Annotated in this window: 32 protein-coding genes, 1 tRNA gene and 1 pseudogene; 15 read left to right on the forward strand and 19 right to left on the reverse strand. The window is 59.9% G+C overall.

The annotated features are described in order from the left end of the window. Positions 1–38: 38 nt before the first annotated feature. Both M0D69_RS00725 and M0D69_RS00730 read right to left on the reverse strand, forming a co-directional pair. A complete protein-coding gene (locus M0D69_RS00725; RefSeq protein ID WP_301780180.1) occupies positions 39–1,976 on the reverse strand; it encodes an ATP-binding cassette domain-containing protein in 1,938 nt (645 codons plus the stop codon). Between the two features lie 191 nt (positions 1,977–2,167). Further along, complete coding sequence (locus M0D69_RS00730; RefSeq protein WP_301780181.1) at positions 2,168–2,572, reverse strand: DUF4399 domain-containing protein; 405 nt, start codon at positions 2,570–2,572, stop codon at positions 2,168–2,170. Positions 2,573–2,938: 366 nt separating this feature from the next. On the opposite strand from M0D69_RS00730, the gene M0D69_RS00735 reads away from it, so the two are divergent. Next, complete coding sequence (locus tag M0D69_RS00735) at positions 2,939–3,121, forward strand: rubredoxin (RefSeq protein ID WP_122176332.1); 183 nt, start codon at positions 2,939–2,941, stop codon at positions 3,119–3,121. A 44-nt stretch (positions 3,122–3,165) separates the two neighbouring features. Here the strand turns inward: M0D69_RS00735 and M0D69_RS00740 are convergent, their stop codons facing one another. Next, on the reverse strand, positions 3,166–3,900 hold the full coding sequence (locus M0D69_RS00740) for a bifunctional 2-polyprenyl-6-hydroxyphenol methylase/3-demethylubiquinol 3-O-methyltransferase UbiG (protein WP_301780182.1): 735 nt from the start codon (positions 3,898–3,900) through the stop codon (positions 3,166–3,168). A 42-nt stretch (positions 3,901–3,942) separates the two neighbouring features. Then, positions 3,943–4,746 carry a hypothetical protein gene (locus M0D69_RS00745; RefSeq protein WP_301780183.1) on the reverse strand — a complete coding sequence of 268 codons (804 nt, stop codon included), beginning with the start codon at positions 4,744–4,746 and terminating at the stop codon, positions 3,943–3,945. Positions 4,747–4,921: 175 nt separating this feature from the next. Here M0D69_RS00745 and M0D69_RS00750 point away from each other — a divergent pair, with 175 nt between their 5' ends. Continuing rightward, complete coding sequence (locus tag M0D69_RS00750) at positions 4,922–5,212, forward strand: hypothetical protein (protein WP_301780184.1); 291 nt, start codon at positions 4,922–4,924, stop codon at positions 5,210–5,212. Between the two features lie 111 nt (positions 5,213–5,323). Here the strand turns inward: M0D69_RS00750 and M0D69_RS00755 are convergent, their stop codons facing one another. Then, the gene (locus tag M0D69_RS00755; protein WP_301780185.1) at positions 5,324–6,940 is read right to left on the reverse strand and encodes a hypothetical protein; all 1,617 of its coding nucleotides are present in this window, start codon (positions 6,938–6,940) and stop codon (positions 5,324–5,326) included. Between the two features lie 669 nt (positions 6,941–7,609). Between M0D69_RS00755 and M0D69_RS00760 the strand changes: the two genes are divergently transcribed. Then, positions 7,610–8,416, forward strand: a complete 807-nt coding sequence (locus M0D69_RS00760) for a dienelactone hydrolase family protein (RefSeq protein WP_301780186.1) — start codon at positions 7,610–7,612, stop codon at positions 8,414–8,416. A gap of 28 nt (positions 8,417–8,444) precedes the next feature. Here the strand turns inward: M0D69_RS00760 and M0D69_RS00765 are convergent. Next, positions 8,445–8,516 (reverse strand): annotated as a pseudogene (locus tag M0D69_RS00765) (FAA hydrolase family protein); the annotation flags it as partial. A 6-nt stretch (positions 8,517–8,522) separates the two neighbouring features. Continuing rightward, a complete protein-coding gene (locus M0D69_RS00770) occupies positions 8,523–8,948 on the reverse strand; it encodes a diguanylate cyclase (RefSeq protein WP_301780187.1) in 426 nt (141 codons plus the stop codon). A 410-nt stretch (positions 8,949–9,358) separates the two neighbouring features. Between M0D69_RS00770 and M0D69_RS00775 the strand changes: the two genes are divergently transcribed. Continuing rightward, a tRNA-Arg gene (locus tag M0D69_RS00775) sits at positions 9,359–9,433 on the forward strand. A gap of 613 nt (positions 9,434–10,046) precedes the next feature. Next, positions 10,047–10,307 (forward strand): hypothetical protein, encoded by a 261-nt coding sequence (locus tag M0D69_RS00780; protein WP_301780188.1) that lies wholly within the window; start codon positions 10,047–10,049, stop codon positions 10,305–10,307. A gap of 47 nt (positions 10,308–10,354) precedes the next feature. On the opposite strand, the gene M0D69_RS00785 is transcribed toward M0D69_RS00780, so the two are convergent. The 5 genes from M0D69_RS00785 to M0D69_RS00805 form a co-directional block, all read right to left on the reverse strand. Further along, entirely contained in the window at positions 10,355–10,531 is a 177-nt protein-coding gene (locus M0D69_RS00785) for a hypothetical protein (RefSeq protein ID WP_301780189.1), read from the reverse strand. 186 nt (positions 10,532–10,717) lie between these two features. Further along, positions 10,718–10,909, reverse strand: a complete 192-nt coding sequence (locus M0D69_RS00790) for a hypothetical protein (RefSeq protein ID WP_301780190.1) — start codon at positions 10,907–10,909, stop codon at positions 10,718–10,720. Positions 10,910–11,075: 166 nt separating this feature from the next. Then, positions 11,076–11,249: a hypothetical protein gene (locus M0D69_RS00795; protein WP_301780191.1), complete on the reverse strand. Its 174-nt coding sequence runs from the start codon at positions 11,247–11,249 to the stop codon at positions 11,076–11,078. An 89-nt stretch (positions 11,250–11,338) separates the two neighbouring features. Next, positions 11,339–11,542, reverse strand: a complete 204-nt coding sequence (locus M0D69_RS00800) for a hypothetical protein (protein WP_301780192.1) — start codon at positions 11,540–11,542, stop codon at positions 11,339–11,341. Positions 11,543–11,598: 56 nt separating this feature from the next. Further along, positions 11,599–11,820, reverse strand: coding sequence for a hypothetical protein (locus M0D69_RS00805; RefSeq protein WP_301780193.1), 222 nt, complete (start codon positions 11,818–11,820; stop codon positions 11,599–11,601). Between the two features lie 260 nt (positions 11,821–12,080). On the opposite strand from M0D69_RS00805, the gene M0D69_RS00810 reads away from it, so the two are divergent. Continuing rightward, complete coding sequence (locus M0D69_RS00810; RefSeq protein WP_301780194.1) at positions 12,081–12,479, forward strand: DUF1090 family protein; 399 nt, start codon at positions 12,081–12,083, stop codon at positions 12,477–12,479. A gap of 76 nt (positions 12,480–12,555) precedes the next feature. After that, positions 12,556–12,909: a hypothetical protein gene (locus M0D69_RS00815; protein WP_301780195.1), complete on the forward strand. Its 354-nt coding sequence runs from the start codon at positions 12,556–12,558 to the stop codon at positions 12,907–12,909. Between the two features lie 17 nt (positions 12,910–12,926). Here M0D69_RS00815 and M0D69_RS00820 read toward each other — a convergent pair whose 3' ends face one another. Both M0D69_RS00820 and M0D69_RS00825 read right to left on the reverse strand, forming a co-directional pair. After that, a complete protein-coding gene (locus M0D69_RS00820; protein ID WP_301780196.1) occupies positions 12,927–13,085 on the reverse strand; it encodes a hypothetical protein in 159 nt (52 codons plus the stop codon). 114 nt (positions 13,086–13,199) lie between these two features. Then, a complete protein-coding gene (locus M0D69_RS00825) occupies positions 13,200–13,874 on the reverse strand; it encodes a TetR/AcrR family transcriptional regulator (protein WP_301780346.1) in 675 nt (224 codons plus the stop codon). 172 nt (positions 13,875–14,046) lie between these two features. On the opposite strand from M0D69_RS00825, the gene M0D69_RS00830 reads away from it, so the two are divergent. Beyond that, the gene (locus tag M0D69_RS00830; protein WP_301780197.1) at positions 14,047–14,499 is read left to right on the forward strand and encodes a hypothetical protein; all 453 of its coding nucleotides are present in this window, start codon (positions 14,047–14,049) and stop codon (positions 14,497–14,499) included. 35 nt (positions 14,500–14,534) lie between these two features. Here the strand turns inward: M0D69_RS00830 and M0D69_RS00835 are convergent, their stop codons facing one another. Continuing rightward, positions 14,535–15,941, reverse strand: coding sequence for a GGDEF domain-containing protein (locus M0D69_RS00835; protein ID WP_301780347.1), 1,407 nt, complete (start codon positions 15,939–15,941; stop codon positions 14,535–14,537). Positions 15,942–16,147: 206 nt separating this feature from the next. Here M0D69_RS00835 and M0D69_RS00840 point away from each other — a divergent pair, with 206 nt between their 5' ends. The 6 genes from M0D69_RS00840 to M0D69_RS00865 all read left to right on the forward strand — a co-directional run bounded on the left by M0D69_RS00840 (position 16,148) and on the right by M0D69_RS00865 (position 20,395). Beyond that, positions 16,148–16,291, forward strand: a complete 144-nt coding sequence (locus M0D69_RS00840; RefSeq protein ID WP_301780198.1) for a hypothetical protein — start codon at positions 16,148–16,150, stop codon at positions 16,289–16,291. Then, positions 16,284–16,787 (forward strand): YbhB/YbcL family Raf kinase inhibitor-like protein, encoded by a 504-nt coding sequence (locus tag M0D69_RS00845; protein WP_301780199.1) that lies wholly within the window; start codon positions 16,284–16,286, stop codon positions 16,785–16,787. The genes M0D69_RS00840 and M0D69_RS00845 overlap by 8 nt, the downstream gene beginning before the upstream one ends. A gap of 121 nt (positions 16,788–16,908) precedes the next feature. Next, positions 16,909–18,276 carry an MFS transporter gene (locus M0D69_RS00850; RefSeq protein ID WP_301780200.1) on the forward strand — a complete coding sequence of 456 codons (1,368 nt, stop codon included), beginning with the start codon at positions 16,909–16,911 and terminating at the stop codon, positions 18,274–18,276. A 267-nt stretch (positions 18,277–18,543) separates the two neighbouring features. Further along, a complete protein-coding gene (locus M0D69_RS00855) occupies positions 18,544–18,900 on the forward strand; it encodes a DUF1488 domain-containing protein (RefSeq protein WP_301780201.1) in 357 nt (118 codons plus the stop codon). Positions 18,901–18,956: 56 nt separating this feature from the next. Further along, positions 18,957–19,556, forward strand: coding sequence for a hypothetical protein (locus M0D69_RS00860; protein WP_301780202.1), 600 nt, complete (start codon positions 18,957–18,959; stop codon positions 19,554–19,556). 386 nt (positions 19,557–19,942) lie between these two features. After that, entirely contained in the window at positions 19,943–20,395 is a 453-nt protein-coding gene (locus tag M0D69_RS00865; RefSeq protein WP_301780203.1) for a PA2169 family four-helix-bundle protein, read from the forward strand. A 245-nt stretch (positions 20,396–20,640) separates the two neighbouring features. On the opposite strand, the gene M0D69_RS00870 is transcribed toward M0D69_RS00865, so the two are convergent. Further along, entirely contained in the window at positions 20,641–20,958 is a 318-nt protein-coding gene (locus M0D69_RS00870; RefSeq protein WP_301780204.1) for a hypothetical protein, read from the reverse strand. Between the two features lie 188 nt (positions 20,959–21,146). Then, complete coding sequence (locus M0D69_RS00875) at positions 21,147–21,479, reverse strand: BON domain-containing protein (protein WP_301780205.1); 333 nt, start codon at positions 21,477–21,479, stop codon at positions 21,147–21,149. Between the two features lie 485 nt (positions 21,480–21,964). On the opposite strand from M0D69_RS00875, the gene M0D69_RS00880 reads away from it, so the two are divergent. Beyond that, complete coding sequence (locus M0D69_RS00880; RefSeq protein WP_301780206.1) at positions 21,965–23,449, forward strand: RNA polymerase factor sigma-54; 1,485 nt, start codon at positions 21,965–21,967, stop codon at positions 23,447–23,449. Positions 23,450–23,508: 59 nt separating this feature from the next. On the opposite strand, the gene M0D69_RS00885 is transcribed toward M0D69_RS00880, so the two are convergent. After that, complete coding sequence (locus M0D69_RS00885) at positions 23,509–24,408, reverse strand: YihY/virulence factor BrkB family protein (RefSeq protein ID WP_367619669.1); 900 nt, start codon at positions 24,406–24,408, stop codon at positions 23,509–23,511. Positions 24,409–24,604: 196 nt separating this feature from the next. Further along, positions 24,605–26,047: an alpha,alpha-trehalose-phosphate synthase (UDP-forming) gene (gene otsA / locus M0D69_RS00890; protein ID WP_301780208.1), complete on the reverse strand. Its 1,443-nt coding sequence runs from the start codon at positions 26,045–26,047 to the stop codon at positions 24,605–24,607. Positions 26,048–26,119: the final 72 nt, after the last annotated feature.

The following is a 26,119-nucleotide window of genomic DNA, read 5'->3' on the forward strand; positions in this document are numbered from 1 at the left end:
TTTTCGATATGAGGAAGACGCCGGACCCGAAAGCCGGCTCACTTGCGCTTTGCTTCCAGTTCTTCCCAGCGTTCGAGCGCGACCAGCAACTCCTCGTCGATAGCCGCGTGCCGCTCACTCAGACGCGTACCTTCTTTCGGATCTTTCGCGAACGCGGAACCATCTTCAAGCTTCGCCGCAATCGATTTTTGCTCGGCTTCGAGCGCGGCGATCTGCGCGGGCAGCGCTTCCAGCTCGCGCACTTCCTTGTACGGCAGCTTGTTGGAACGCTGCGAATTGCGGCCGGCGCCGCTGTCTTTCGGGCCGTCGTCCTTCTTCGCCTGCTTGGCTGTGTCGCGTGCGGCCTCGAGCGCGATTTTCTCCGAGCGTTCGCTCTGGATCTGCCAGTCGGTGAATCCGCCCACGTACTCGCGCCACTTCCCGCCACCTTCCGATGCAAACACCGAGGTCACCACGTTGTCCAGGAACTGGCGGTCGTGGCTCACGAGCAGCACGGTACCGTCGTAATCCGTGAGCAGTTCTTCAAGCAGCTCGAGGGTCTGGATATCGAGGTCGTTAGTTGGCTCGTCCAGCACCAGCACATTTGCCGGCCGCGCGAACAAACGCGCGAGCAGCAGCCGGTTGCGTTCCCCGCCCGACAGCGAGCGCACCGGTGAGCGGGCGCGTTCCGGCGCGAACAGGAAGTCGCCGAGATAACTCATCACGTGTTTCTTCACGCCGTTCACTTCGACCCATTCGCTGCCTGGGCTGATGGTGTCGGCGAGGGTTTTGTCGAGATCGAGTTGCGCGCGCATCTGGTCGAAATACGCCACTTGCGTGTTCGTGCCGGTGCGCACCGTGCCTTCATCCGGCGCGAGCTCGCCCAGGATCATCTTGAGCAGCGTGGTCTTGCCCGCGCCGTTCGCACCGATGAAACCGAACTTGTCGCCGCGCATGACGGTAGCCGTGAAGTTGTCGACGATGGTTCTGTCGCCGTACCGCTTTGTCACGTCGGTCAGTTCCGACACGATCTTGCCCGAGCGCTCGCCCTGCCCGACGTCAAGCTTCACATTGCCCTGCACGTTGCGCCGTTCGGCGCGCTCGTTGCGCATTTCGACCAGCCGTGCGATACGCCCGACGCTACGCGTACGCCGCGCCTCCACGCCCTTGCGGATCCACACTTCTTCCTGCGCCAGCAGCTTGTCGAACTTGGCCGCTTCGACTTGTTCGATTTCGAGCTGCTGCGCCTTGCGTGTCTGATACGCGGTGTAATTACCCGGATACGACAGCAAGCGCCCGCGATCCAGATCGACGATGCGGGTGGCGACCTTGTCGAGGAACGCCCGGTCATGGGTGATGAACAGCAAACCCGTGCGCAACGTGACCAGCAGCTCTTCCAGCCAGCGGATGCCTTCGAAGTCAAGGTGGTTGGTGGGTTCGTCCAGCAGCAGCACGTCCGGCTGCACGACCAGCGCGCGGGCTAGCGCCACGCGCTTTTTCATGCCGCCCGACAACGCGCCCGAACGAACGTCACCGTCCAGGCCGATTTGCTGCAGCGTGGTCGCGACGCGGGTTTGCCAGCTCCAGGCATCGTGCAAGTCGAGCGAGGACTGGAGCGTGTTCATGCGCGACATCAGCGCGTCGTGCTCAGGGCCTTCTGACGGCGCGTCTGCGAGCTTGTGCGCCACGACGTCATATTCGCCGAGCAGTTCCCGCTCGTGCGACAAGCCGGACGCGACGACGTCGAATACCGACGCCTCCAGGTCGAACTCGGGTTCCTGCGGTACGTAGACCGTGGTGAGCTCGTTCTGGCGCGTGATGAGGCCGTCGTCCGGCTTGGCAAGCCCGGCAATGATCTTCAGCAGCGACGACTTGCCGGCGCCGTTACGGCCGATAAGACCGACGCGTTCGCCTGCTTCGAGTGAAAAGTCAGCGTGATCGAGCAACGCAACGTGGCCGAACGCGAGTTGCGCGTCCGAAATGGAATAAAGCGACATGGGAGGCAGCCGGAAAAGTGCAAATACTGGAAGCGGCCATTGTACCGGTCTTGACCGGCGCGCTTCGAGGCCGCTTGGGGCCCTATGCCATCAGGACAAGGCGAGATTGCCCGATAAGATCAAAAAAAACGCGGCCGCGCCGCGTTTTTTGAGATTCGCGCGAGGATCAGCAAGATTCTGCGAACTCGCCGTTATTTCACGTGGATCTTGATCGTCTGGCTCATTTCCGGTCCAAACGACTGGTGTGCGCCATCGCCGAATTGCAGGGTCAGCGTGTGATCGCCGGGAGGCAGTTTCACGTCCGCTTCCGTCTGCGCCTTGCCGAAATGCAGCGATTTATCGTTCGCCGGAATCACGAGACCCTTTTGCATCGGGCCTGCGTCGATCAAGAGATGGTGATGGCCCTTGTGCGGATCCGGATCACCGGCTGGCGCGAGCTCCATGCCTTCTAGACCGAACACCACATGCACCGGACTTGTGACGGTCGCGCCGTCTTTCGGCTCGACGAAAAACACGCGGGCTTGCGCATGCGCCAACATGGGCATGAGAAATACGCTCGACAACACCGCTCCCGACAACAGTTTCTTGAACATCATTTTTTTGCCCCCAGAAGAATGCGGCTGCCAGATGAACGATCCCGACAGGCCAAAACGGTCGTGCGACGCACGGCGAATCGACACGGCACCACCGGCCGGACGACACGCAAGGTACTCAAAAACCGCCGTGGAGAGGATACACCGAGCATGTGAAACCACGCAGATCTGTGCTTTTGCCGCTTTTTGCCCTATCCCGCGCGGCTGTTTCACTTCGATGAACCGATTCCGACATTCCGGTACTATGCGGGTCGCCGGAAGTTTCGGCGGCTGCGCACACCACAGCCCCGGAAAGCGATTCCGCGAGCGAATACGCCGCCCGGTGGAATATTTACCGGTGTTTTGTCGAACGAAATGAAAGAGTCTGTCGTGAGTGAAGTTTTAGAATATAAAAGCTGGGTTTGCCTGATTTGTGGTTGGATATACAACGAAGAGGACGGTTTGCCGGAAGAAGGCATTGCGGCCGGAACCCGTTTCGCCGACATCCCGGACGGGTGGCGTTGTCCATTATGCGACGTCGGCAAAGACGATTTCGTGGCAGTCGAGTTCTGATTCCGCTGACGGGATCGTTCGTTTCAGACTGATTTTGCGCCCGTTTAGCGCGCGACCACAATCAGTTCACGGCTCGATGCCGATACTGGCGCGCCGTTCCAGTCGCCCTGCCACGAGAGGTGGCTGAACCCCGCTGATTCGAGTAGCGCGGCGAGTCCGTCCAGAGTGCGAAAGCGGAGTTCGCTTGCGGACGTCAGCGTCTCGTCTGTCGCCTTGAATCGATAATAGGTGTTGAAGCGAATGCCCGATTCCGGGCTGCCGCTCGCATCGTCTTGCCACACTTCCACCTCACCGATTCCATCCACATCGACTAGTCTGCGCGACTTCGTAGGCGTCCACGATTCCCACGCGCGTGCGGCGGGATTACGGCTCTCGAACGCCAGTTCGCCGCCGTTGCGCAGCGCGTAGCGGGCAGCTTTGAGCGTGTCGAGGAACGTGGTGTCGTCGAGGAAAACTTGCGCTACGTGGCCCGTCATCAATAGCAGATCGGCGGGTGGCAGCACGGCGAGCGCGCGGGCATCGCCTTCTATCCACTGAACGTGCTCGCCTTCCCGCCGATGTCGCGCTACGTGCAACATCTCGGGCGCGGGATCGATAGCAACGACACGATGCCCCCGCGCCGCCAGTTCACACGCAAGCAAGCCTGTTCCGCAACCGAGATCGATTATGTGATTTTTGCCTTCGGCCAGCGTCAGGTAGAAAGCTGTGTCGGCGGCGATGGGGTTCAGCGTGTCGTACAGCGCGACGAGGCGTGGGTCAGTGTAGAGCGTAGATGACATTGGATCGATGGCTGGATAATTTTGCTTATGCGGCTAAGCGTTTCAGCGGTTGAGGTAAGCGAGCGCGTCGCGCATGGGCTCGCTCGGCACGATGATGGAACCGGTGAACGGTGTGTCGAGATCGAGGATCACGAACACCGCGGACGCTATCGATAATCCCCCGAGCATGATCGTCACTAGCGCCAGCGCGTTGCGCGGCGTAATCAGGCCGAAGCAAAGGAAGATGACGAGCAGCCAGAAGACCAGAATCCGGTCGAACGGCGATGAAATCGAACCACGCGCTTCCTCGACGATTTTCCAGCGTTGCTGGATGAGCCGGTCGAACCGGCCAAGCGCTTCTTCCAGGACCTTTTGATGGAACGGATCGCGCGGCTGCAACTCGCGAGTGTATCGCTGCGCCCGTTCGAGCAAGGCGCCGAGCACGCGGCTGTCGAGATGATTCGCGCTGCGGTCCGGTGGGAGCGTTTTCTGATAATAATCGCCAGCGGGCGGAGGCTCCTGCGCCCAGGTGGAAGCGATCGCCGCAGCAGTGTAGGCGCGTAGGATCTGGCGTGAGGCGTCGGCGTCCGCGCCGTACTGGCGCAGGCTGTTGTCGAGCTGGATCAGCGCGGTGGCGTAGGTGCGGATGTCGGTGTTGGTGGTATCGAATAATGTTTTCGCCGATGCAGTGAGCAAACCCAGCACGAGTGCGGCGAAGGTGACGAGCATGCCGACCACTAGCTCCAGCAGTTGTACGGTTTCGCGCGCTTTGTGTTCCTCGGGCAGTAATGGACGCACGACAACGCCAAGCGCCGTGGCAGCAAGTAGGCACAGGAACACGACGGCAGCAGTTTCGAGTTCGGTCATGGTGGGCAGCTGGGGATGTGTGCATTATGGGAGGAAGTGGTGGGTTATTCCAGATGGGTGAGTTGCTGGTGCGGGGTTTGGGGTGGGGTTGAGGGTGATTAAGTTGACCCTGTTGTGAAGTGAGAACCATAATTAGCAGTTGAGCTTGCCAATCTATCGCTGAGAGAGAGAGACCATGGGAAAGACGAAACACTGGGTGGCTGCGTTTGGATTTGGATTGGCCGCCAGCAGTTGCGCGTTCGCAAGCGTCGCCGCCGATAACGTCCAGCGGAGCGCAGTGCCCCCGAATGATCGCTTTATCGGTAACGAGTGCACGGACCGTTCAATCAAACCGTTCGCACGGCCGAAGGACAGCGCGCTGTCGGACGATGTATTGCGAGCAGCGTTGACCTTGGTCAAGGGTATGGCGGGCGCGACCGATCATATGGGCGTGACTAGCGTGTGTGGTGAGCGGTCCGCGATGTAGATTGGCCGTGACCAGGCACTCCCGAGCTGGCTTCGGGGGGCCATCTCCTATCTTCAGTACAGCATCCCGAGCTTGCGCTCGCGACACGGCATCGTGCGACGCCGCCGCAACTTAACGACCCACTTGCGGCAACGCGACATCGCCGTACAGTTGCCGCAAGAAGTCGATAAAGTTTGGATTCATGATGTCGTCGTGGTCCTTCATGACTTCGCCATCTGTTTCGATATTCCAGACCAGCGCATTCGAGTTGTCCGTGCCCGGCATTTCTGGATGGTTCACCACCTCGAGATGATCGCCGCCGCAAAAGTTGCGGGTCCAGCCGGAAGCAAGTAAACCGGAGGGCTTCCGCCACTCCGTTAGGAATTTCTCGGATTGTACGACTTCAAGGGATTTGTTTCGCACCGTGATCGATGCGATGTTCTGGCTGTCGCTCGCGCCAGTTTGCTCGGCCGCCCGTAGCGTGGACTTCCAACCATGACACGTAGCGTCGTCGGTGCTGGCCGGGGTTTCGATGCTCGAGGCACCATCCGCCGCTGAGCGTGGCCCATGCAGGCGGTGAGTCAGGTAATGGTCGATATGCCCGGGGGTATGGTTCATTGCGACGCTCTGTGCGTCGGAGGAAGCTGGGCGCTCAAACACTGTATATACGGCACGCCCCGCAGGAAAAGCCATTCCGGTCGCCCAATCGGCTGTGGACGTGATCGATACGAGCAGCGGCGGCTGATAAGTACGCGGTTTATACCGATCCGCGACAGCGAACAGAGGCTCATATCGCACTGCCTCGAATGCCGGATTGACCAGGACAATCATGTCAGCGATCCTTTCCGCCGGGTCGTATCCCCCATCGGTGCCCGGCAGGTCATCTTGCGCCGACAGGACCTCGGTAAGCGGACCCGAGGTCGCCGCAAAGAGAATCAGCGCGCCGAAACTGTGTCCGATCATCAGCGTGCGGATACGCGGCCGATTGACCGACTGCTCGTTCTGCGGGCCGAGGGCCTTATTTTCACCTGCGGGTGTCGCGTTGTAGTAGCGCTGCATGGCGCGCATCCGCGCGAAGAGCTCTCGAGCGGAACCTACTGATACCCGGCGTGCCGCCTCCTTGCGGCCCCAGAACGACAGGTCCATCACCGGCCCGGAATCTTTGCCGGGCCAGCTTGCACCTCGCCAAGCAACATAGATGCCCACTACCTTGCGCCGCTTACCGCCGTGCGAGGCCTGGTAGAGTTCGTCGCCAGCGAATGTCTGCAGCAGATGGCGGAAAATATCAACGTTGCTGTCGTCGACATCGGCGTCGTGTTTCCAGCCATGCACAAACACGATGATGCTGAGGTCATCGCCATCATCGAGCAATTGGCGGAGGCGTTTCATCACGTGTTCGATCTGGCCGGAAGGAGTCTCCGCGGGCTGCGTCGCGGAAGCCGGCCTGTCGGGGTAGAGCCATCCTTGATCGTCGAACTCCACCACATGCATCTCGTAGGCGTCGGAGCCTTTCACGATCTCCGGCGTCACATGCCCGCATTTTTCACGCCTAGCGAGCTTGGCCGTGGGACAGTCCACAGCACTGGCCTCGAGTAGCTGGGTTCGATAGGGGGGAATGTCCGTGCAGGCGGAAAGCAACAGAGCCGACAACAGGACGATCGCGGCCGCGCTATTGGTTCTGGACATGTTCAGGTATCCGTAGATGGAAGACCGTTCGTTCGAGGTGCAGGCTGACTCGTGGATATTCAAATGCTTTACCGTTCAAATCGATCTTTTCTATGCCCGATTTTTCGGCGTCGGCGCGAATCGTTTAAATGGACGCCAGTGTCGGGATCGCAAAATCATCTACTGTTTTACGCGTTGAGTCCGATCAGCCTGATACGCCCCGTCACCCTCGTTCGCTTGATGCGCCTGACTCTTTTCATGGATCCGAGGTGATTCCGAGGCGCGTTTTGTGCGCTCGGCATACGCATTGCGGCTTCCACAAAAAAGCGTACGTAACGCAACAGGCGCTCGGTGGGAAACTCGTTGAATTGTTGCGTATGGCTCTCGTCGACGCGGAGTCTTTTCGTCCATGGTTCGCACGGACCGATTCGATATAAGTCGGCCAACCCGGAGGCTTGCACGTCTCACGTCATTGACAAAAGGTTAGATAACCAAATTGATATCTCAAGGCGTATCTGGACATATCGACAAATTATGTGGCCGAGCGCACTAACACGGCCGATTTTCCCGGCGAGAAAGATGATTTGACAGTTTTCGCTTTGAACGGGTAACGATTCAGTGCAGCCGTGCCGGGAGACGACAATGCGATGCCAAAATCGACGAAATTTTTTGAGACTCGCTGCCGGGACTACGCTGCTCACGACCGGTGCGGCGGAAGGTGAAGCTGCTTTGGAAGTTGCGAAGTACGCGGACATGACCATGCAGCAGCGAGGATTCGACTGCTTCACGTTCAGCGATGGACGCTACGAGCACGCCGTGTTCATCAAGGGTTCGGGGCCGCCCGTGATCGTCATGCACGAACTGCCCGGCTTTGCGGAGCCTCTCGTCGGGTTCGCCGATCGGCTTGTCAACGCAGGCTTTCGGGTCTACGCGCCGCATCTGTTCGGGCCGTTAATGTGGGAGGACCCAACGCTCAACTATGCCCGGCTATGCATCAGCAAAGAGTTCGGCTATCTCAGAGCCAATCGCTCTGCGCCAATCTGCGACTGGTTGCGCGCTCTTGCGAACTCGCTGAGCGAAGAGCCGCCGGGAACGAGAATCGGAGTGATCGGAATGTGCCTGACCGGTGCCTTCGTCATCCCGATGGTGATCGAGCCGGGCGTGCGCGCCGGCGTCATATCGCAGCCGGCTATTCCCATCTCCCTGCGCTACGTTCAAACGGGCCGCGGGGAAGGTGACTGGATGCGCGAGATGAATATCTCCGACGAGGAACTGCGAGAGGCGACCGAACGTTGCGCGCGCGACCACGTGCCAATCCTCGTAGAGAGATTCCTAAACGATCGTCGCAGCACCCATGCGCGCGTGGAGCGCATCGCGCAAGCCTTCGGCAGCAACGCCACCGTGTACGAGTACAAGAACCCCGGTCCAGGGCCGTATCCCCATGCCATTCTGACCTCCGAGTACGATCTGGCGGATGGCGATCCGGCCAACCCCACTCGTGTTGCGCTCCAACGGGTCATCGCGTTTTTGACCACCAACCTCGCGCCACGCTCGACATAGCCTGGCATGTCACTTTGTCAGACCCGGCGAAGGGCCGCTCTCGGTCCGGGTCGAAGCCCATCTCGCAGGCGTGCGCGGCATAGCCGCGGCCGACGCAATATCGATATCAAGTTGCAGTCGGAGACGAAAGCTTACCCTTGGAGGCTAGTACTCGATTGCGGCCCTTGTTCTTCGCCTCATACAACGCCTTGTCGGCAGCCAGTATGAGCTCGGCAGGATCGCTCGTGCCTCGACTCGGGACCCGCGCATCAACACCCGCGCTTATCGTGATGAAGCCAGCGGGGCTGCCCGAATGTTCAATTTCCAGAGCGCGAATAGCGCTGCGGATATTGTCTGCGATCGCTACGGCATGAGCTACATCGGTATTCGGCAGAAGCACCGTAATTTCCTCTCCACCATACCGGGCGGCGAGGTCCCCCGGACGTCGGGCTGTCAGATCCCCGATGAGACGGCTGATCGTGCGCAGACACTCATCGCCGGCTGCATGTCCGTAGATGTCGTTGTATTGCTTGAAGCAATCGACATCCATCATGACCAGTGCCAATCGTGACTGTTTGCGCATCGACGGCATTACGGCCCTTATCGATTGCGCTCTCGTGCTCGCGTGCCCACGCCAGAGCCGCACCTTTCGTTTTAAACGTCTTTGATATACTCTGCCCGCTGCGCCGGATCGGTGCTCGCCAGCGCTCGCTCACGGGTAAGATTGATTTGCCCCGAAGCCGTTGTGCTGCAGGACCACGCGATCTGGCAGTACTACAAATTGCCATAAGTCGCCCAAAAGGCTGTCTTGTAGCAAAAGTGCAGCAGAGAGGTTGAGAAATTAGGGATCACAGTGCGTCACGGCGCTTCATTTAGGAAGAAGCGAATCAGCCGAAAACGCATACTGGGTAAGACAGAAGCCTTTATCTATAGGGCTTCATTCTACTCATTGAAAATATCCATCTCCCCGTAGTTCAATGGATAGAACAAGTGCCTCCTAAGCGCTAGATGCAGGTTCGATTCCTGCCGGGGGGACCAGTAGCACATCTACTAACATCCCAGAATATCCATAAACCCCGCACGGCGTAAGGCTCTGCGGGGTTTTTCTTGTTCCATACCATCCAAGAGCATTCCCCTGAATCCGGGGTACATGTGGGGTACAGTATCGGGGTACAAGCCATACCTCTCCTCGGAGATACCCCACCATGCCTCTACTCACCGCCCCGCAGTGCGCAATGCCAAGCCCACGGAGAAGCCCCGCAAGCTCTGGGATGGGGATGGATTGTTCCTGTTGGGACCTTCGATGTGTTCCGCACCGCGTCACCGAATCTCTAAAAGCCCCGTAAGCCTTGCGCTGTGGGGCTTTTTCTCTGCTGTGATCGTCTCGTCACATCTACGGCATCCTTCCAGACCATGCTCGTTATAGACTCGTCTCGACGACGATGACGCGACCAAATCGCATCGGCGCGGCCCCGCATTGCAGAACAGACGTTTTTTTGTAGCCGGCTAACGGCTCAGGAAAAGTCGCGCGTGACGCAGAACGAAAACAATCGCGCGCATGACATACGGGTTACCTAATGCACGAGGCCCCTGGAAAGCGCTACCCTTAGCGAGCCCTGTTTCCGCTTGCAGTCATCTCCGGGACACCACCATGGCCACGACCTTTACCAGTTTCAAGGCTCAGCTCAACATGCTGCTTCGCGACCAGCCGCGCGGCGTGACCGCGGACCTAACCGATTTTGCAGTGGCGTATTGGGATGGACGACAGGTGGTGGGCGCCTACCTTCGCGACGCTGGCCATGTCGACGAAGTATTCGATATGGACGAGAACGCTTTCGAGCAGTGGCACGACGAGTTTGTTGCGTGGCTCGCCGATCCGCGGTTCACGGCAAGGCCGGACCTGCTGGCATAGATGAGGGACGACCGGGCGTTCAATGCAAACCGCCCCGCCCCTCTCACTTACCGGGCGCCGATCCAGAATTCGTCATCGAGTGCCTGGAAGAAAAACGCTTCCAGCTCTTCCTCGGACAAATCGTCGAGCGTGATACCGCGCAGGCGGCAAAGCACATGCAGCGTCTCGTCGGCAGCAATGACGAGATTCCGAAAGGCGGCGGCGGAGGGATTGGTCGTGTTCATGCATGGGCTAACGGCCAGCACGCGGCAAACTTTAGACGAAATGCGCGATATTTTTAACCAACTGCGCTCGACCCGAAAATCGCATGTTCAGGTAATTTTCCGTAAGCAGCTTAGGCCTCGGCGCAAGCTTAAACCGCTCTTCGCACGCGCTGCGAAACACCAGTCGCATCGCCATGAAAACGATCCTTACATGCGCCCGTTCAAATACGCAGCCCCACCCAATTCGTCTTCGAGCGCGTTGAAAAAGTACTCGCCCAACGCGGCATCGGAAAGGCTATCGACGGAAACCCCTCGCAGACGGCAAAGCAATTCCAACGCTTCATCGGCGGCGTTTAATGCGCTGCGGGTATCGGTGTAAGGGAGTTTGCTGAGGTCCATGGCCGAAATAACGGCAAACGTTTAGCGGACTTTAGTGTCCCGCTGAAGGTCAAAAGATCCTTACGCCGCGCGGCATCGTCCAAAGGCAAATCTGCCAGCCAGCGCTTCGCCATGTCGCAGAGCAGAGCACGACACAGCAACACAACACAGCACGTCCCGGTTCAAATCACCAGGACCCGCACATATCATCGCTGAGTGCGTTCGAAAAGAACTCACCGAGCTCGTCATCGGAGAGGTGTTCGATAGCCACGCCACGCAGGCGGCAGATCAATTCCAGCGTTTCCCCCGCGGCTCGAACGATGTCGCGGGACGCTTCAGGAGAGGGGTTTTGTGTGTTCATGCCAGCACTAACGGCGTGGCCGCGACGAACTTGAAGTCCGCATCTTCCCGCGGTAAGGAACGTCCGAGAGCAGCCTCAAACCACCGCTCTCACTCCGGTTCCACCGGAAAGCGCCGGTTCAGCTCACGCTTCGCCCAATGCAGCGCTTCGTTTTCTGCAACGTTGCTGGTCGGCGCCATCTCGCCCGTATTCGTCTTGAGCGGCAATGTGCCCGCCTTCACGGACCAGTCCCAGCGGGTGCCGCGTTGTTCGACGAACACATCGATGACATGTTCATTGTGCATATAACGCATGGCTTCTCCCGTTGACAGGACGCGATCCTAGCATGGTGTCATTCCCAGGCTTTCCATCAGGCTTCATGCTCATGACACCAGTCGAGCGCCCATGCCCGCGCGCACGCAATCGCATCGCCGTCGTTATCGAACGCATCGATGTCGCCCGACTCATGCTTCTCCGGGTGCGTATGGGCCGTCGTCGGTATGCGAATGATGCGAGCCTGCGCGTAATACAAGCCGTCCTGGTCGTGTCGTGAGCGGCAGTCGATGTGAAAGCCCTTGTAATCGAAACGCATCGGCGGATTCCTCGCATAAATGTGAACATCGCTGGGCCGCGCGCAAAACCCGTTCCACGTACTCGCGCGACAGGCGTCGTCGGCGGGTCGCATCGACCCCATCGGTCCCCACAAACTCGTTAAAATACGCCGACCCTGCCGGGACGAACGGACGTGCAATTGTCGACACGCCCGCCCGTCCCGACCAAACGAGAGGACATCTCGTGTGGGTTAGACATCGTTTGACCCTCAGCCCAATCTCGTCAGCCACGGATTCCGCCATGAAATTGCTTGCCGCCGTCACCTTAAGCCTGTGTGTGTCGGCCGCTCACGCCTCGCAGGAAACCGACGCCTGCGATGCCCATCGACAAGCCCTCGAAAGGCAGATGGCCACCGCGCTGACCCAGGACAACTCGGCGCAACTCAGCACGCTGCAAGCCGAACTCGACAAGACCAATACCGAATGCACGCCCGACGCGATTGCGCAGAGACACGCAAACGCGTTGAAACGCCACGAGAGTGCTGTCGCCGAAGCCAGAAACCGTCTGCGTGACTGGGAAGCCGAGCTGGCGAGGGCGAAGAAAAAAGGCACGGATCAGCTCAACATTGCGGCCTGGGAGCGCAAGGTGAACCGGGCACGCGCGGATCTGAACCGCGCAATGGCCAGACCCATTCAGTGAGCCGCCCACTCTTATTAAGGGTTTATACCGACCGAAAATCGGCTAAAGCTTTGCCTGACGTTGCCGTTAGGCACTGATGGACTCACTCATCGATATGAAACCGCAAGGCGCGTTCTCCGCGCTGTTGGCGGACCAGGAGCTGACGCACCTTGAACTGGTGCTGCGGCGTACTCTCATCGACGATGCGCTGTGCCCCATCATGCCGCCCACTTACTGGCGGGACCGGCTGGCGCTGGTCGCACGGAACTCGCATCTTTCGCATACGCAGATCCAGACGGTTCATCGGCTGTATTTGCAGATCGACGCCTACGAAGCGAGCAACCGGGCGCTCGACACCGCACCGGAACTCACGCCCGATCCGATGCCACGGATACCGCGCGCAGTCCCGCAACTGGATCCGGCCGAAGCCTCCGGGAAACACCACTCGTAAGCGAGTCGCGCCGGCGCTCAGTGCCGGTGCCGCATCCACCAGTCGTGGAATGTGCCGTGACTGCTGCGGCCCAGCATGCGGTCGCGAAACTCGTCGCGCCAGTCGTGCGCAAGCACGGCGATCGCCAGCGCGGCAAGCGCCGCGATGCCAACGAGGATATGCGCGAAACCGTCCATGGCGCCCTCCCTATCGATCGACTTCCATGATCAAGCATAGGTCAATCGCGCGGGATCGGGACATGGACAGCGGGTTTAAAACGCTAGTAGTTCCATGGATCGCGTGCGCTGAATTCAGCGCTGCATGAAACGCAGCACAGTGTCGACGATCATCGTCCGATGCCGCGCCCGCGATCTCACCCCCGACGGATCGCGCCCGAAAGCCACGGTGAAGGTATGCCGGTTCGCAACACGATGAAAACATAGCGAACTGATCAGCAAATGCAGGTCGACGGGATCGACGTCGCCACGAAATTGCCGCGTCGCAACACCGCGGACAATCAGGTCCTCGATAGTTTTCACGGCGCTTGCGTTACGTCCCCTGAACGTCTTCAAGTGACTCACGTACTTGGCGCCGTGAATGTTTTCGATGGTCACGAGCCGGACGAAATCGTGGTGTTTGTCGTGGAAGTCGAACGTGAATTCGACGAGTTCGCGCAGGCCTTCACGCGGGTCCATCGTATCGAGATGCAACGACTGTTCAAGCGCGCGGATGTTGGCGTACGCCTCCTCGATCACTGCCTCGTACAAACCTTCCTTGCTGCCGAAGTAGTAATACAGCATCCGCTTAGTCGTATTGGTGCGCTCCGCGATAGCGTCGACCCGTGCACCGGTCAAACCCATCGCCGCGAACTCCTGTGTGGCGATATCGATAATGTTTCGTTTCGTTTGTTCCGGATCGTACTTTCGTTTGGTGTCCGGTGCCTTGACCGAACCAACTGGCGCTGCGACTTTGCTTGCCTTTTTCATCATTTATTGTGCAGAGCGCCTCAAAGTGGAAAAGATTTTAGCATGAGCATTTGGGCTCTGATCGCGTGGAAATTCTCCACGAAAACCCTTGTTTCAAGGGGTTTCGCCGGGGTTTCGCTATACTTCCGCAGAATTTTGCAGACCCTGGCTGCACGCCCTCACAAGGAATCGAATGACTCTCAAGCAAGCCATGCCGCATTTTGCGTTGGCCCTCATCACGTGCGTTCTCGCGTGCACCGTGCCATTGAACGCCGTTGCACAAAGCGCGCCTGCCCAGCAGCCATTTCCCGCTCAAGCGCTGCCGCCGGGCCATCCCGCAGTGCCACCGCCATCGCCACAAAGTCTCGCGGCTGAGGGCGTGCGCACGAGCGCGAACATTGCACGCGGCGCCCTCGATATCTGCCACATCGACCGCACGAAAGTCGAACGGTTCAAGACAATGGCACGCAAGAGTTTTCCCGCTGCGCCCGACTTCGACGGCGAGTGGAATCTCGGCTACAAGGAAGCGCAATCAACAGTCGATCGCTTCGCGGCGCTGAAAACCAGCAACCCTGCCGAGTATGCAAAGGAGATCGGCGAGGCATGCCCGGCGCTGACCCGGGGTATCGATGAAACGACGAAGTGATCAGCGCCTAGCCTGTTGATCCATACGTAGTGCGCTCAGCCGGATGCGCCGTAATGCGCGCGCTTTTCGGCATACATGGCGGCGTCGGCGCGTTGCATCATGACTTCGAGCCGCTCGCCATCCTGCGCGGTGGCCGCGCCCATCGCAAAACTCAAGGGCATGCCCGAGTAGAACTGGTTGTTGACCTCGACCAGTTGCCTGATGCTTTCGATCACCGCTGCGCCGCCGCGTTCGTCCACACCCGGCAGGAGCAGCACGAACTCGTCGCCGCCAATGCGCGCCGCATGGCTCGGCTTTTCGACGGCCTTGCTGAGCACCTCACCCGCGCGCCGCAATAGCGCGTCGCCGGCGGCGTGGCCGAGTTGATCGTTGACGATCTTGAGGCCGTTCACGTCCACGGCCACGGCGGTCACCGGGAACGGACCTTTGCGCTCCAACCGGTTCATTTCATCGATGTAAAACGAGCGGTTCTTGAGCTTCGTGAGCGCGTCATGCTTGCCGAGGAACTCGAGGTACGCCTCCGCTTTCTTGCGCGCGGTGATGTCGGTGAGCGCGACGAGCACGAGGTCCCAATCGGCTTCGTGGCCGGGAAACACCGAGAATTGCAGATGCACATTCAACTGGTGGCCTTCCAGCGAATAGTTGACCACCTCGCGCTGATGGAACAGGCGGTGATCCCAGAGATCGATGAGCTGCTCCTGGAAATGGGCCACCATCTCGTCGCGGAAAACATCGCCCAGGCGGCCGAGCAGCGTGGCTTTATCGGGCGCCCCGAACATGGTCAGCGTGTGCTGGTTCACGTCGAGCACGTGGATTTCCTGCATGCACCGCTCGATGAATTCCGGATGCACATTCGTGAAGGTCCGGAAATCCACGATCCCGCGTTCACGAATATCGTCCAGCAGCGCTTTCACACTGCGGAAGTCTTCAACCCACAGCGACACGGGTGAATGCTCGAACAGGCCACGCGCATAAAGCTCGCTCAGCGCGGCCTTGCGGCGCACGTCCTCGAGTTCCGTAATGTCTTCCACGGTGACCAGCACGCGGTCCCAGGTCGCTTCGTGGCCGGGCAGGATCACCGCTTTCAGCAACACGTCGAGCCGCTTGCCATCGAGCGCGTAGTTCACTGTCTGGCTCACGAATCTCGACTTGCCGGACCACAGTTGCTCGAGCTCGTCGGCGTGGGTGAGCAGCATGTCGTCGCGAAAAACAGCGCCAAGATTAAGCACCAGATGATCGATATCCTTCGCGCCGAACAGCGTGAGCGTGCGCTGGTTGACCTTGATCAGCCGGATGCGCGACGAGCACTCGGCAATCCGCGCCGTGTCCTCGCGCAGGAAAGCGCGCAGGTCGACAACCCCTTGCGCGCGCCAGTCTTCGAACAGCTCACGCACGGCGCTGAAATCCTCGAGCCACAGCGAGACGGGCGCGAGGTCGAACATGTCGGCGTCGTCCGCCGGTACACTCGATGCCGTCGTCGACGCCGTCGCCGCACTCTGCAAAACGCGCCCCTGGTTGTTCGGCATGTCCATCCCTTTCCGATAATCGGGCTTGAAGTGCCCGGCTTCGCCATTTTATGCGCAGACGTGGCGGAAAAAGGCTAGAACGAAAAGTCGATGCGACGCAACGGCGGCGGCTTTGAGCAACAATGAACGGACCTCAGGCATGTTTGCTGCACGAGGGCGCTGAACTGCCGCGGGACGTGCGCTTCACGCGCACACGCGCGAACGGCTCAGCACCGGTCTACGCCGGTATCTTCAACCCCATCAAAGGAGACACGTTCCATGGCTGACTTTCGAATCTGGTCCGATGAATTCGCGGCCAACGGTCATCTCTCGAAGAATCACGAATTCGATCAGCAGGCATTCGGCGTAAATGGCGAGAACCTCTCGCCCGCGCTGCAATGGGACGGCGTACCGGCCGATGCCAGCAGCCTCGCCCTCACCGTCTACGATCCCGACGCGCCCACCGGCAGCGGTTTCTGGCACTGGATCGTGGTGAACATTCCGGTGGAGACACGCTCGCTGCCGCAAAACGCCGGCAAGGCCGACGGCAGCCTGCTGCCCGCCGGCGCGCTGCAACTGCACAACGACTATGGCACGGTCGGTTTCGGCGGCGCTGCGCCGCCGCGTGGCGACAAGCCGCATCGCTACATTTTCCGGATCCACGCGCTGAAGGCGGAGCACCTGCCGCTCGATATCACCGCGACCAACGCAGTCGCGCGTTTCATGACGCATCTGAACGAAATCGATTCGGCGACCTACACCGGCCTGTATCAGTTGAAATAAGCACCGGGCTCAAGGTCCGCGCGTCAGCTGCCTCAGCTTTAATGCCGCGCGGACCTTTTTGAAGTAACCCATCTGAAAGGCGCGAGCCTTACACTTCGCGCTCCCCTCTCCTTCCCTATCGATGGACGCAGAACAAGGCCTTCCTCTTCCCCAGCGCTATTGGGCCATCCTGGTCGTGGCGCTCGGCATCACGCTCGCCGTACTCGATGGCGCTATCGCCAACGTCGCGCTTCCCACCATCGCCCGCAACCTGAACGCCAGTCCAGCCGACTCCATCTGGGTCGTGAACGCGTATCAGCTCGCCATCACCGTCTCGCTGCTGCCGCTCGCCTCGCTCGGCGACCGGATCGGCTACCGGCGTGTGTACATGTCGGGGCTCGCGCTCTTCACCATCGCGTCGTTCGGATGCGCGCTCTCGGGATCTCTGAGCTCGCTGGCTATTGCACGCGTGATACAAGGCTTCGGCGCAGCGGGCATCATGAGCGTCAACACGGCGCTGGTGCGCATGATCTATCCCACCGAACATCTTGGCCGCGGCGTCAGCATCAACGCCTCCGTGGTGGCGATCTCGGCGGTCATCGGACCGACGGTCGCATCCGGCGTGCTCGCGGTCGCACCGTGGCCGTGGCTCTTCGCGATCAACGTGCCCATCGGCATCGCTGCGTTAGCCTTGGGCTGGAAAGCGTTGCCGCGCACACCGGGACACCGGCAACCCTACGACTATCTCAGCGCGCTGATGAACGCGGCGGTGTTCGGGCTCGCGATCACGGCTATCGATGGACTCGGTCACGGTGAACATCGTCCGTACGTGCTCGCCGAGTTTCTGGTCGCAGGCGTGATCGGATACTTTTTCGTGCGGCGGCAACTGACGCAAAGCGCGCCGCTCCTGCCCATCGATCTGCTGAGAATCCCCGTGTTCGCGCTGTCGATTGCGACGTCGTTCTGCTCGTTCACCGCGCAAATGCTGACGTTTGTCTCGCTGCCGTTTTTGCTGCAGAACACGTTTGGCATGAGCCAGGTTCAGACAGGCTTTCTGATGACACCGTGGCCGCTGGTGATCGTGTTTATCGCGCCGCTCGCCGGCATGCTGTCCGACCGGTATTCCGCAGGCGCACTGGGTGGTGTCGGGCTGGCTCTCATGACCCTCGGCTTGCTGCTGCTCGCGACAACCGGAGCGCATCCCGCGCCCTTCGATATCGCGTGGCGCATGGCACTGTGCGGCCTCGGCTTCGGTCTGTTCCAGTCACCAAACAATCGCCAGATGTTGTCGTCGGCGCCGCGTAGTCGCAGCGGCGGTGCAAGCGGCATGCTAGGGACGGCGCGGCTCTCCGGACAGACACTCGGCGCGGCGCTTGTCGCGCTGATTTTCGGCAGTGCGCCGCAGCACGGCGCGACCATCTCGCTGGTCGTCGCGGCGGGGTTCGCTGCTGCGGCGGCGCTCGCCAGCCTGATGCGTATTTCGCACAGCAAGACACCTGCGACCGCCTGAATCCATCGCCAATCCGGTCCCGCATTCAAAAACCGTCAAAAGCCATTGGGCACACCCTTTGCTGAATCGAGCGAGCGAGACTCCGCACGCCGGAGCCGCTTCGTTTACTGCACTAGGGAGCTTATTTCATGGCTGGTTCACCGACGAATATTCGCCAAAGTCGGCGCGGTTGGCATCCGGGAATAACGCTGCGATCAAAGCGTTGCCGATTATCAAGTATCACTATGCAATGGCCCGGCAACTCGCCAAGCTCAAGGGCGTGACCTCATGAACGCCGCGTCTGGTCCGCTCGCCCCAACCGTCCCTGATCCCCGGCCAGTCTATGAGGACTCGACCATGCACATCCAGTTTTCCAACGACCCGCCGACCTATGACGGCGACGATTTCGCGCTTCACTTCACCGCGCTCGTCGATGCTCAGCCGGTAGTGTGTTCCATCTCCGCCGAAGCGCTCGAGGACCATTTTGGCGCTGCATCCGTACGGGAAGACGATTTGCTGCCGGCGTTCGAACGGGGCCGCGCGCGAATCCACGCGGTGTGTGCGGAAGCCCTTGACAGCAATGGCGGAGAGAGCGTCGTATTACGTAGCGGATTGTTTCGCGTTGCGGGCATGGAACCGGAATGACCGCGGCGGTCCATCCGTCATCGGTTCACTGATTCACACGCTTCCCGGAGGTCCTCATGTCGCTGATCATTGCAGGACGGTTTCAAACCTTCCCCAAAGCCGAAGCCGCCGCCCAGCGCCTCTTCGCGCGCGGGTTTCTCGAAGAAGATGTCACGCTATTCTACGTCGCCCCAAGCGGTCAGCATGGACTGATCGGCGGCGACCACCAGGCCGACGCAAGCGCGCAAGAGGTATCGAAGGGTGCGGGCAAAGGCGTCACGATCGGCGCGGTGCTCGGGGCGATCGTCGGCGCGGCCTTGTTCGTGCTGTTCAAAGCTCCCTGGCTGGCTGCCGTGCTGGCCGCCGGCGCGGGTGCGTATGTCGGATCGCTGATCGGCGCCATGGCGCATGCGCGTTCCGGCGAACGCGCGGCGGCCAGTTCAACCAGCACCGGCAATCATGACTCGGCGAATGCCGTTGACCCTCGGCACTCCGGCGTAGTCGTCGCCGTTCACGTTGCGCCGGAATTGCAGGCGGAAGCAGCAGCCATCCTTCGAGATGCGGGTGGCAAGGAAGTCGAACGTGCTTCGGGGCAATGGCGAAATGGCCGCTGGGCCGATTTCGATCCTGTCAAACCGCCGCAACCGGTTCGCGAATTTGCGGAACCGCGTGCATAAGACCGGGTGATTTGAGCCGCTCCGCGCGTTGAGCGCCGCGAGCGGCTTTTTCGTTGTTTTATGTTTTCAGAACCTTACTAACTACACCCCGGGGTTGAACGCGAGAAGCTCGTGCGTATCGAGGGTAATTGCTTCTTCAGTAGAAAATTTTGGCCATGGTTGGGAGAGCAAATGCCGCCCATTTACCCTCTTGGTTGCCAAGCAATTTTTGCGCTCGCGCCGGTAACCTGGAAGCGCGTCATGCGCCGCCTTTTTATGCTGATTCGCGGCGTCGGGCGCTCCCGGTTTCGCAGTATCGGGCACGGCTGTTGCGTCTCTCCCCTCGACCGCAGTCCACGGCAAAAAGAGGACTGCGGGCCATCTTCGATCACTCACAGGAGGTTCATATGAGCACTAATATCGTATCGGCACTGAACGATCTGGTTGAAACGTCGAAGGACGGCGAGAAGGGTTTCCTGAAGGCCGCTGAAGACACCAAGGATCCCACCCTGAAGCAACTCTTCACCGGTCGCGCCGAAGACTGCGCGCGCGGCGCACGCGAGTTGCAGGACGTGGTCCAGCGGCTAGGCGGAAAACCGCATACTGGCGGCACGGTTGGCGGCGCTTTGCATCGCGGCTGGGTCGATGTCAAGTCGGCAGTGGCGCACCGTACCGATCACGCGATCCTCTCTGAATGCGAGCGCGGCGAAGATGTGGCGAAGAAAAATTATCGGGATGCTTTGGACAAGGAACTGCCCGCCGACGTACGTGCCATCGTGGAACGCCAATACCAGGGCGTGATCGAAAACCACGACCGTATTCGCGATCTGCGCGACCAATACGCGGCAACTAAGCCATAGTCACTGCTCGTAGGCTGCAGTCGAGCCGCTGCGCTGAAAAGCGTGGCGGCTTTTTTACATCGATGCGAATAGTTACGTTTGGGGGTTCGCTATCAGTCACGATTCAATCGTCCAGCGGGCTCGCGCGGCCGTTGCAAAATCCATCGGGACAGCAGATCAGAAACCACACGGCGCACGTTAAAGAACCCGCCGGCCGCGAGAGCGGCCGGCGGGTTTTGCAAGGCAGCCCCAATGCATAACGCAAGCTACTGCGGCGAGCCTTTGTCGTTGGTACCCATCGCCGATGCCGCAGCAGCAGCCGACGCGCCCTTGGCATGCATTGCCTTGTTCTGTTTGTGCATAGTCGTACCACCCATGCCCTTCTTGCTCATACCCATGCTGCCGGAAGCCGCCATACCGCCTTCAGTCGGCGCCGCAGTGGCACCGCCGTGCCCACCTACTTCACTGGCGCCCGCGCCGGCCGTCGGCCCTCCTGACGAGCCACCGGCAGATTGAGCCAGTACCGGACCTGACAGCGCAAAAGCCATCGCGCCAAGCAATGCAAACTTGTTCGTTCGATTCATGAAAAATCTCCTTTTCCCTGAGGGCCTGGTTCGCCGATACCCGGATCGAGGACCGAAGCCGTTATGAGTGACGCACTACGTGCAACCATAACAATTCGTACTTCTTATTTATTTAATCCCACAATCATCCTGCTACCGACAACACCAACAAACGGGCAGCACCCGCGCCGCCCGTTTCGCTAAAACACTTACTGGACGACCTTCAGGTGATTGCGCACCGACGCCACGCCATCCACTTTGGACACCACATCTTCCGCGCCGCTCTTGTCTTCAGACGACGGCACCGTGCCCGTCAACGATACAACGCCAGCCCGCGTCTTCACATGAATGTGCGTGGACTTCACGTTCTTCGCGCCCAGCAACTCGGCCTTGACCTTGGTCGTGATTGCCGTGTCATCGACCTTTGTACCTATCGACGTGGAGGCGCCCGTTGATGTGGTGGCGGTTTGTGCATTGACGTTAAGCGCAAACACGACACACGCGATACAACCGGCTGCCTTCAGGATCTGGGTCGACTTCATAGGTTTCTCTCCTTCTATACGGTTTAAAAAACTGCGGGTGTTCCCGCTGTCTTATTGAACGCAGGCCGCCTCGTACGGCCGCAGCATGAGCGCTGCGAAGACCTGCTCGTTTTCATACAGGCAGCGCCAACACGCCACCCGTAGCGATATGTCATTCGCAAGTAGCATGCCGCACCGCAAACAACAATCGGCAAATGTAACCCGGAGAACAGCGTTGAAACCGCATGTGGCAACGCTTACCCGATCTTTTGTCCCGCCGATGTTCACCAATCGCAGGCGACTCACAGCGAGTCTTGATACGCGCAGTCCTTTTGCCCGCGCGCGTGTAAAAAGTGCGCGCCGTCAGGGCTTGATCGAACGCCCGGCCATGCCGCCGGCCAAGGGAATCGCATTGAAACCTAGCGCTCACGCGCCCTGCGACCCGCATGGCATGACTGTTGCTATTAAGGGACCACAAAAGTCCCAACATTGAGGAATAACACGCAATGCCGCCTTCTCTCGAACTACGTACCAAGCAAAGTCTTGCGCTCACGCCGCGCCTCCAGCAATCGGTTCGTCTGCTGCAACTTTCATCGCTCGAGTTCCAGCAGGAATTGCGCAACGCCCTGGATACGAATCCCTTCCTCGAATACGACGAGACGCAAGCGGAAGATAACGCGCTCTCCACCGATAACGGCAACTCCATGGGCGACGCGCCCATGGCAAGCGATCAGAACGCGCCCGCCGATGTGCCGATGGCCGCCGAGAGCAACGCCGATGCTTCGGACAACAGCGACTCACAGTCGCATGAGGACTCAATGAGCGAGTTCTCGTCCGATCCGTTCGGCCGGAGCTCGACTCGCAATAACGGCGATGGCGACGGCTCCGACCCGGCTGACTGGGTTCGCATCGAACCGTCGCTGCATGAAACGCTGCACGATACGCTGCGGCTCTATCCCATCAACGATCGCGACCGCGCGGTGGCGCAGCTCATCATCGAAGCACTCGATGACGATGGTTACCTGCGTCAGGACTTGCAGGAGTTGTCGGAGCTGGTCGATATCGAGCCGGCATTGTCCGAGGACGAATTGAATATTGCATTGAAGCTCGTGCAATCGCTCGACAAGCCAGGTGTCGGCGCGCGTACCTTGTCCGAATGTTTGTCGTTGCAACTCGAGGCGTTGTGTCCCGAAACACCGGGACGCGACGTCGCGCTCGAGATCGTTGTGCATCACCTGGAGCGGCTGGCGCGACGTGAGCAGGCCGAGTTGCAAAAGAAGATCGGCTGCAGCGCGGAAGAACTGCGCATTGCCTGCGCGCTCGTGCGCAAACTCGATCCCAAGCCGGGCGCGAATTACGGTGCGGCGGAAGACAACTACGTCGTGCCCGACGTGATCGTGCGCCAGGTCAAGAAGAACTGGGTCGTGACGATCAACCCGGCCGTGCTGCCCCGCGCGCGTATTCATCGCATGTACGCCGAATTGTTCGCGCAGTCGGCGGGCGCAAGCCGCTCGCCGCTTGCTCAACAATTGCAGGAAGCGCGCTGGCTGATCCGTAACGCGCAGCAACGCTTCACGACCATTCAGCGCGTGGCGGAATGCATCGTGTCGCATCAGAAGGCGTTCTTCGACTATGGGGAAATCGCGCTTAAACCGCTGGTTTTGCGCGATGTCGCCGATGAACTCGAACTCCATGAATCGACCATTTCCCGCGCGACGGGCAACAAGTACATGTCCACGCCGCGCGGTATTTTCGAGTTCAAGCACTTCTTCCCGCGCGAACTCAGCACCGAAAGCGGCGGTACGTGTTCGGCGGCCGCCGTGCGGGCCTTGCTGAAAGAAATGATCGCGAAGGAGAACAGCAGCGATCCGCTGTCCGATGTAAGTCTCGCCAAGATGCTGGCGGATCAGGGAGTGATCGTGGCGCGCCGGACGGTGGCGAAGTATCGCCATCTGATGAAGGTGCCGCCGGCGGAGTTGCGTCGGGCTTGATGATTGATCGCATTGTTGCCTGAAAAAAGCGCCCCCTTGAGAAATCCTCGGGCGCTTTTTTATCGCCAGCCGGAGACTCGTTGCGTGCGTCTGCGCGCGGCCATCGCCGAGACTTCCGCGCCCAGCAGGAACACCGCCGCCGAGTAGTACAGCCACATCAGGATGACCGCGAGCGACCCCGCTGCGCCGAAGGTGTTCGCCATGCCCGCGTGCTGCAGGTAGAACGCAAACAACCGTTTGCCGCCTTCGAACAACAATGCCGCGGTCAGCGCGCCGAGCGCGGCATCGCGCCATTGCATGCGCGTGCTGGGCAGGAATTTAAGCAACACCGAGAAGGCCAGGACCATCATCAGCAGGGAGATGGCTCGCTGCGCCAGCGCCGCGATCAGGAAAGACGGGCCGCCCGTGCCCAGCACCCATTGACCGACGATGACCACAAGGGCGTCGAGTACGAGCAACGCGACAATCAGCAAGGCCGCACCCAGGACGAACGCGAAGGAGATCGCGCGGACTCGCAGTATTGCCAGGATGCTTTCCCGGGTACCCGCGATGGGCGCCGGCCAGATGACGTTGAGCGCGGTATGAAGCGATGAAAAGGTCGCCGATGCCCCCACCAGCACACCCACGCCCGATACGATCGCAGTGCGCGTTGCGATGTCTGCATGCCACGCATTGGCGACGATCGCTTCCAGGGCATGGGCCGCATCTGCGCCTACTACGTCAGCTATTTCGCCGAACAGACGCCCCTGGACTGCATCCGCGCCGAAGAAAATGCTCGCCACTGCGATGATGATCAGCAGGGTCGGGGCTAGCGAAAAAGCCGCGAAAAACGCGATCGAAGCGGAAAACATGACGCAGTGGTCCTGCGACCATTGGACGATCGGGTCCTGGATCCAGGACCAGAAGGATTTCAGTCTTCCGTCTTTTGTTGCTGTGTTCAAGGCGTTGCGCTCCCGCAAGTTTTGCTTTTCTTGCGATGGTAGCGCGGATTTCGGGTTTTCCCTTGGGCCTCCCGGTTTGCAGCGGCAGCTTGGTTCATTTATTTAGTATTTCTTACTTTACGGCTCTCCCGGTACTGTCTTTCCGCTTAACGCAAAACCCCGCGGCGTTTTATCGGCGCGGGGCTGGATTTGTCTTACGTGTGCAACGCAATACTTAGCTCGAAGCGCGGGCTGGGCGTTTCGCCTCCGTCACCTGGCTCACCGCTTTTTTTGTCACCGATGCCGCCGTCGCCACGCTCCGCAAATCGGTCAGGAACGAATCGCGCCACACTGATAGATTGTTCTCGCGCAGCGGCGCCATCATGTCGGTATGACGCGCCTGACGCTCAGCGAGAGGCATCGACAACGCCCGCTCCAGCGCCTCCGACATCTGCGACAAATCGAACGGATTGACCACCAGCGCGCCCGGCAATTGATCGGCCGCGCCGGCGAACTGCGACAGCACGAGCGCCCCCGGATCGGCCGGATCCTGCGACGCCACATACTCCTTCGCGACCAGGTTCATCCCGTCGCGCAACGGCGTGACATACCCGACCTGCGACAAGCGGAACAACGCCATCAGCAGACTGCGATCGTACTTGCGGTTGAGATACTGGATCGGGGTCCAGTCGAGTTGCGCAAACCGGCCGTTAATACGCCCGGCCTCGCCCTCCAGATTCTGCCGGATGCGCTGATACGTCTGAACATCGGAACGCGTTGGCGGCGCGATCTGCACCATCGACACCCGCCCATGCCACCCCGGCGCATGCAGCAGCAGACGCTCGAACGCCTGGAAACGCTCGGCAAGCCCTTTCGAATAATCGAGCCGGTCCACGCTCATGATCAACTTGCGCCCGCGCAAACTGTCGCGCAGGCTTTTTACCGGCTTGCGATTCGAAAATTGCTCGGCGGTCTTTGCAATGGCGTCCGGATAAATGCCGATAGGATACGCACCCACCTTCAGCATCCGCCCATGCGCCTGCAGCATCCCGTCTTCGCTGAGATGCCCCAGCTGCCCGCGCTCGATGTAGTCGACAAACGACTGTTTGTCCGCCTCGGTCTGGAAACCTACGATGTCGTAACTGCACATCGCCTTGATCAATTCCTCGTGCGGCGGCACCGTACGCAGGATTTCAGGCACCGGAAATGGGATGTGCAGGAAAAAACCGATGGGATTCTTGATGCCCGCCGCCCGGCATTCCTGCGCAAACGGCAGCAAGTGATAGTCGTGGACCCAGATGATGTCGTCGGGCTCCAGCAGCGGTTTGAGTTGCTTCGCGAGGGCCTCGTTCACGCGCGCGTAACCGGCATATTCCTCACGATCAAACCGCGACAAGTCGTTGCGATAGTGGAATGTCGGCCATAACGTCGCGTTGGAAAAGCCGCGATAGTACTGATCGTAATCGCGCCGGGTCAGCCCCACGGTCGCATACGTCACGTTGCCGCGCTTCTCGATGACCGGCGCCGATGCCTCACCCACAATCTCGCCGCTCCAGCCGAACCACACACCGCCTGTCTCCTTCAGCGCGTCCAGGACACCGATCGCCAAACCACCTGCAGCAGGTTTGCCTTCCTGGATCGGTGCGACGCGATTCGATACCACGATCAATCTGCTCATTACAGCTTCACCTCATCAGTTGTCGTTGCTCGTTCGAATTGACCGGCTTACCAATGCAAGACACGTGCCTTT

Source organism: Caballeronia sp. SEWSISQ10-4 2 (assembly GCF_030464885.1).
Lineage (GTDB): Bacteria > Pseudomonadota > Gammaproteobacteria > Burkholderiales > Burkholderiaceae > Caballeronia.

Excerpts from the sequence above, each read along its gene's own strand:
- M0D69_RS00725 (WP_301780180.1), bottom strand. The coding sequence starts at position 1,976 with ATGTCGCTTTATTCCATTTCGGACGCGCAACTCGCGTTCGGCCACGTT.
- M0D69_RS00730 (WP_301780181.1), bottom strand. The coding sequence starts at position 2,572 with ATGATGTTCAAGAAACTGTTGTCGGGAGCGGTGTTGTCGAGCGTATTT.
- M0D69_RS00740 (WP_301780182.1), bottom strand. The coding sequence starts at position 3,900 with ATGTCATCTACGCTCTACACTGACCCACGCCTCGTCGCGCTGTACGAC.
- M0D69_RS00745 (WP_301780183.1), bottom strand. The coding sequence starts at position 4,746 with ATGACCGAACTCGAAACTGCTGCCGTCGTGTTCCTGTGCCTACTTGCT.
- M0D69_RS00750 (WP_301780184.1), top strand. The coding sequence starts at position 4,922 with ATGGGAAAGACGAAACACTGGGTGGCTGCGTTTGGATTTGGATTGGCC.
- M0D69_RS00760 (WP_301780186.1), top strand. The coding sequence starts at position 7,610 with ATGACCATGCAGCAGCGAGGATTCGACTGCTTCACGTTCAGCGATGGA.
- M0D69_RS00770 (WP_301780187.1), bottom strand. The coding sequence starts at position 8,948 with ATGATGGATGTCGATTGCTTCAAGCAATACAACGACATCTACGGACAT.
- M0D69_RS00780 (WP_301780188.1), top strand. The coding sequence starts at position 10,047 with ATGGCCACGACCTTTACCAGTTTCAAGGCTCAGCTCAACATGCTGCTT.
- M0D69_RS00785 (WP_301780189.1), bottom strand. The coding sequence starts at position 10,531 with ATGAACACGACCAATCCCTCCGCCGCCGCCTTTCGGAATCTCGTCATT.
- M0D69_RS00790 (WP_301780190.1), bottom strand. The coding sequence starts at position 10,909 with ATGGACCTCAGCAAACTCCCTTACACCGATACCCGCAGCGCATTAAAC.
- M0D69_RS00795 (WP_301780191.1), bottom strand. The coding sequence starts at position 11,249 with ATGAACACACAAAACCCCTCTCCTGAAGCGTCCCGCGACATCGTTCGA.
- M0D69_RS00800 (WP_301780192.1), bottom strand. The coding sequence starts at position 11,542 with ATGCGTTATATGCACAATGAACATGTCATCGATGTGTTCGTCGAACAA.
- M0D69_RS00805 (WP_301780193.1), bottom strand. The coding sequence starts at position 11,820 with ATGCGTTTCGATTACAAGGGCTTTCACATCGACTGCCGCTCACGACAC.
- M0D69_RS00810 (WP_301780194.1), top strand. The coding sequence starts at position 12,081 with ATGAAATTGCTTGCCGCCGTCACCTTAAGCCTGTGTGTGTCGGCCGCT.
- M0D69_RS00815 (WP_301780195.1), top strand. The coding sequence starts at position 12,556 with ATGGACTCACTCATCGATATGAAACCGCAAGGCGCGTTCTCCGCGCTG.
- M0D69_RS00820 (WP_301780196.1), bottom strand. The coding sequence starts at position 13,085 with ATGGACGGTTTCGCGCATATCCTCGTTGGCATCGCGGCGCTTGCCGCG.
- M0D69_RS00825 (WP_301780346.1), bottom strand. The coding sequence starts at position 13,874 with ATGAAAAAGGCAAGCAAAGTCGCAGCGCCAGTTGGTTCGGTCAAGGCA.
- M0D69_RS00830 (WP_301780197.1), top strand. The coding sequence starts at position 14,047 with ATGACTCTCAAGCAAGCCATGCCGCATTTTGCGTTGGCCCTCATCACG.
- M0D69_RS00835 (WP_301780347.1), bottom strand. The coding sequence starts at position 15,941 with ATGTTCGACCTCGCGCCCGTCTCGCTGTGGCTCGAGGATTTCAGCGCC.
- M0D69_RS00840 (WP_301780198.1), top strand. The coding sequence starts at position 16,148 with ATGAACGGACCTCAGGCATGTTTGCTGCACGAGGGCGCTGAACTGCCG.
- M0D69_RS00845 (WP_301780199.1), top strand. The coding sequence starts at position 16,284 with ATGGCTGACTTTCGAATCTGGTCCGATGAATTCGCGGCCAACGGTCAT.
- M0D69_RS00850 (WP_301780200.1), top strand. The coding sequence starts at position 16,909 with ATGGACGCAGAACAAGGCCTTCCTCTTCCCCAGCGCTATTGGGCCATC.
- M0D69_RS00855 (WP_301780201.1), top strand. The coding sequence starts at position 18,544 with ATGAACGCCGCGTCTGGTCCGCTCGCCCCAACCGTCCCTGATCCCCGG.
- M0D69_RS00860 (WP_301780202.1), top strand. The coding sequence starts at position 18,957 with ATGTCGCTGATCATTGCAGGACGGTTTCAAACCTTCCCCAAAGCCGAA.
- M0D69_RS00865 (WP_301780203.1), top strand. The coding sequence starts at position 19,943 with ATGAGCACTAATATCGTATCGGCACTGAACGATCTGGTTGAAACGTCG.
- M0D69_RS00870 (WP_301780204.1), bottom strand. The coding sequence starts at position 20,958 with ATGAATCGAACGAACAAGTTTGCATTGCTTGGCGCGATGGCTTTTGCG.
- M0D69_RS00875 (WP_301780205.1), bottom strand. The coding sequence starts at position 21,479 with ATGAAGTCGACCCAGATCCTGAAGGCAGCCGGTTGTATCGCGTGTGTC.
- M0D69_RS00880 (WP_301780206.1), top strand. The coding sequence starts at position 21,965 with ATGCCGCCTTCTCTCGAACTACGTACCAAGCAAAGTCTTGCGCTCACG.
- otsA (WP_301780208.1), bottom strand. The coding sequence starts at position 26,047 with ATGAGCAGATTGATCGTGGTATCGAATCGCGTCGCACCGATCCAGGAA.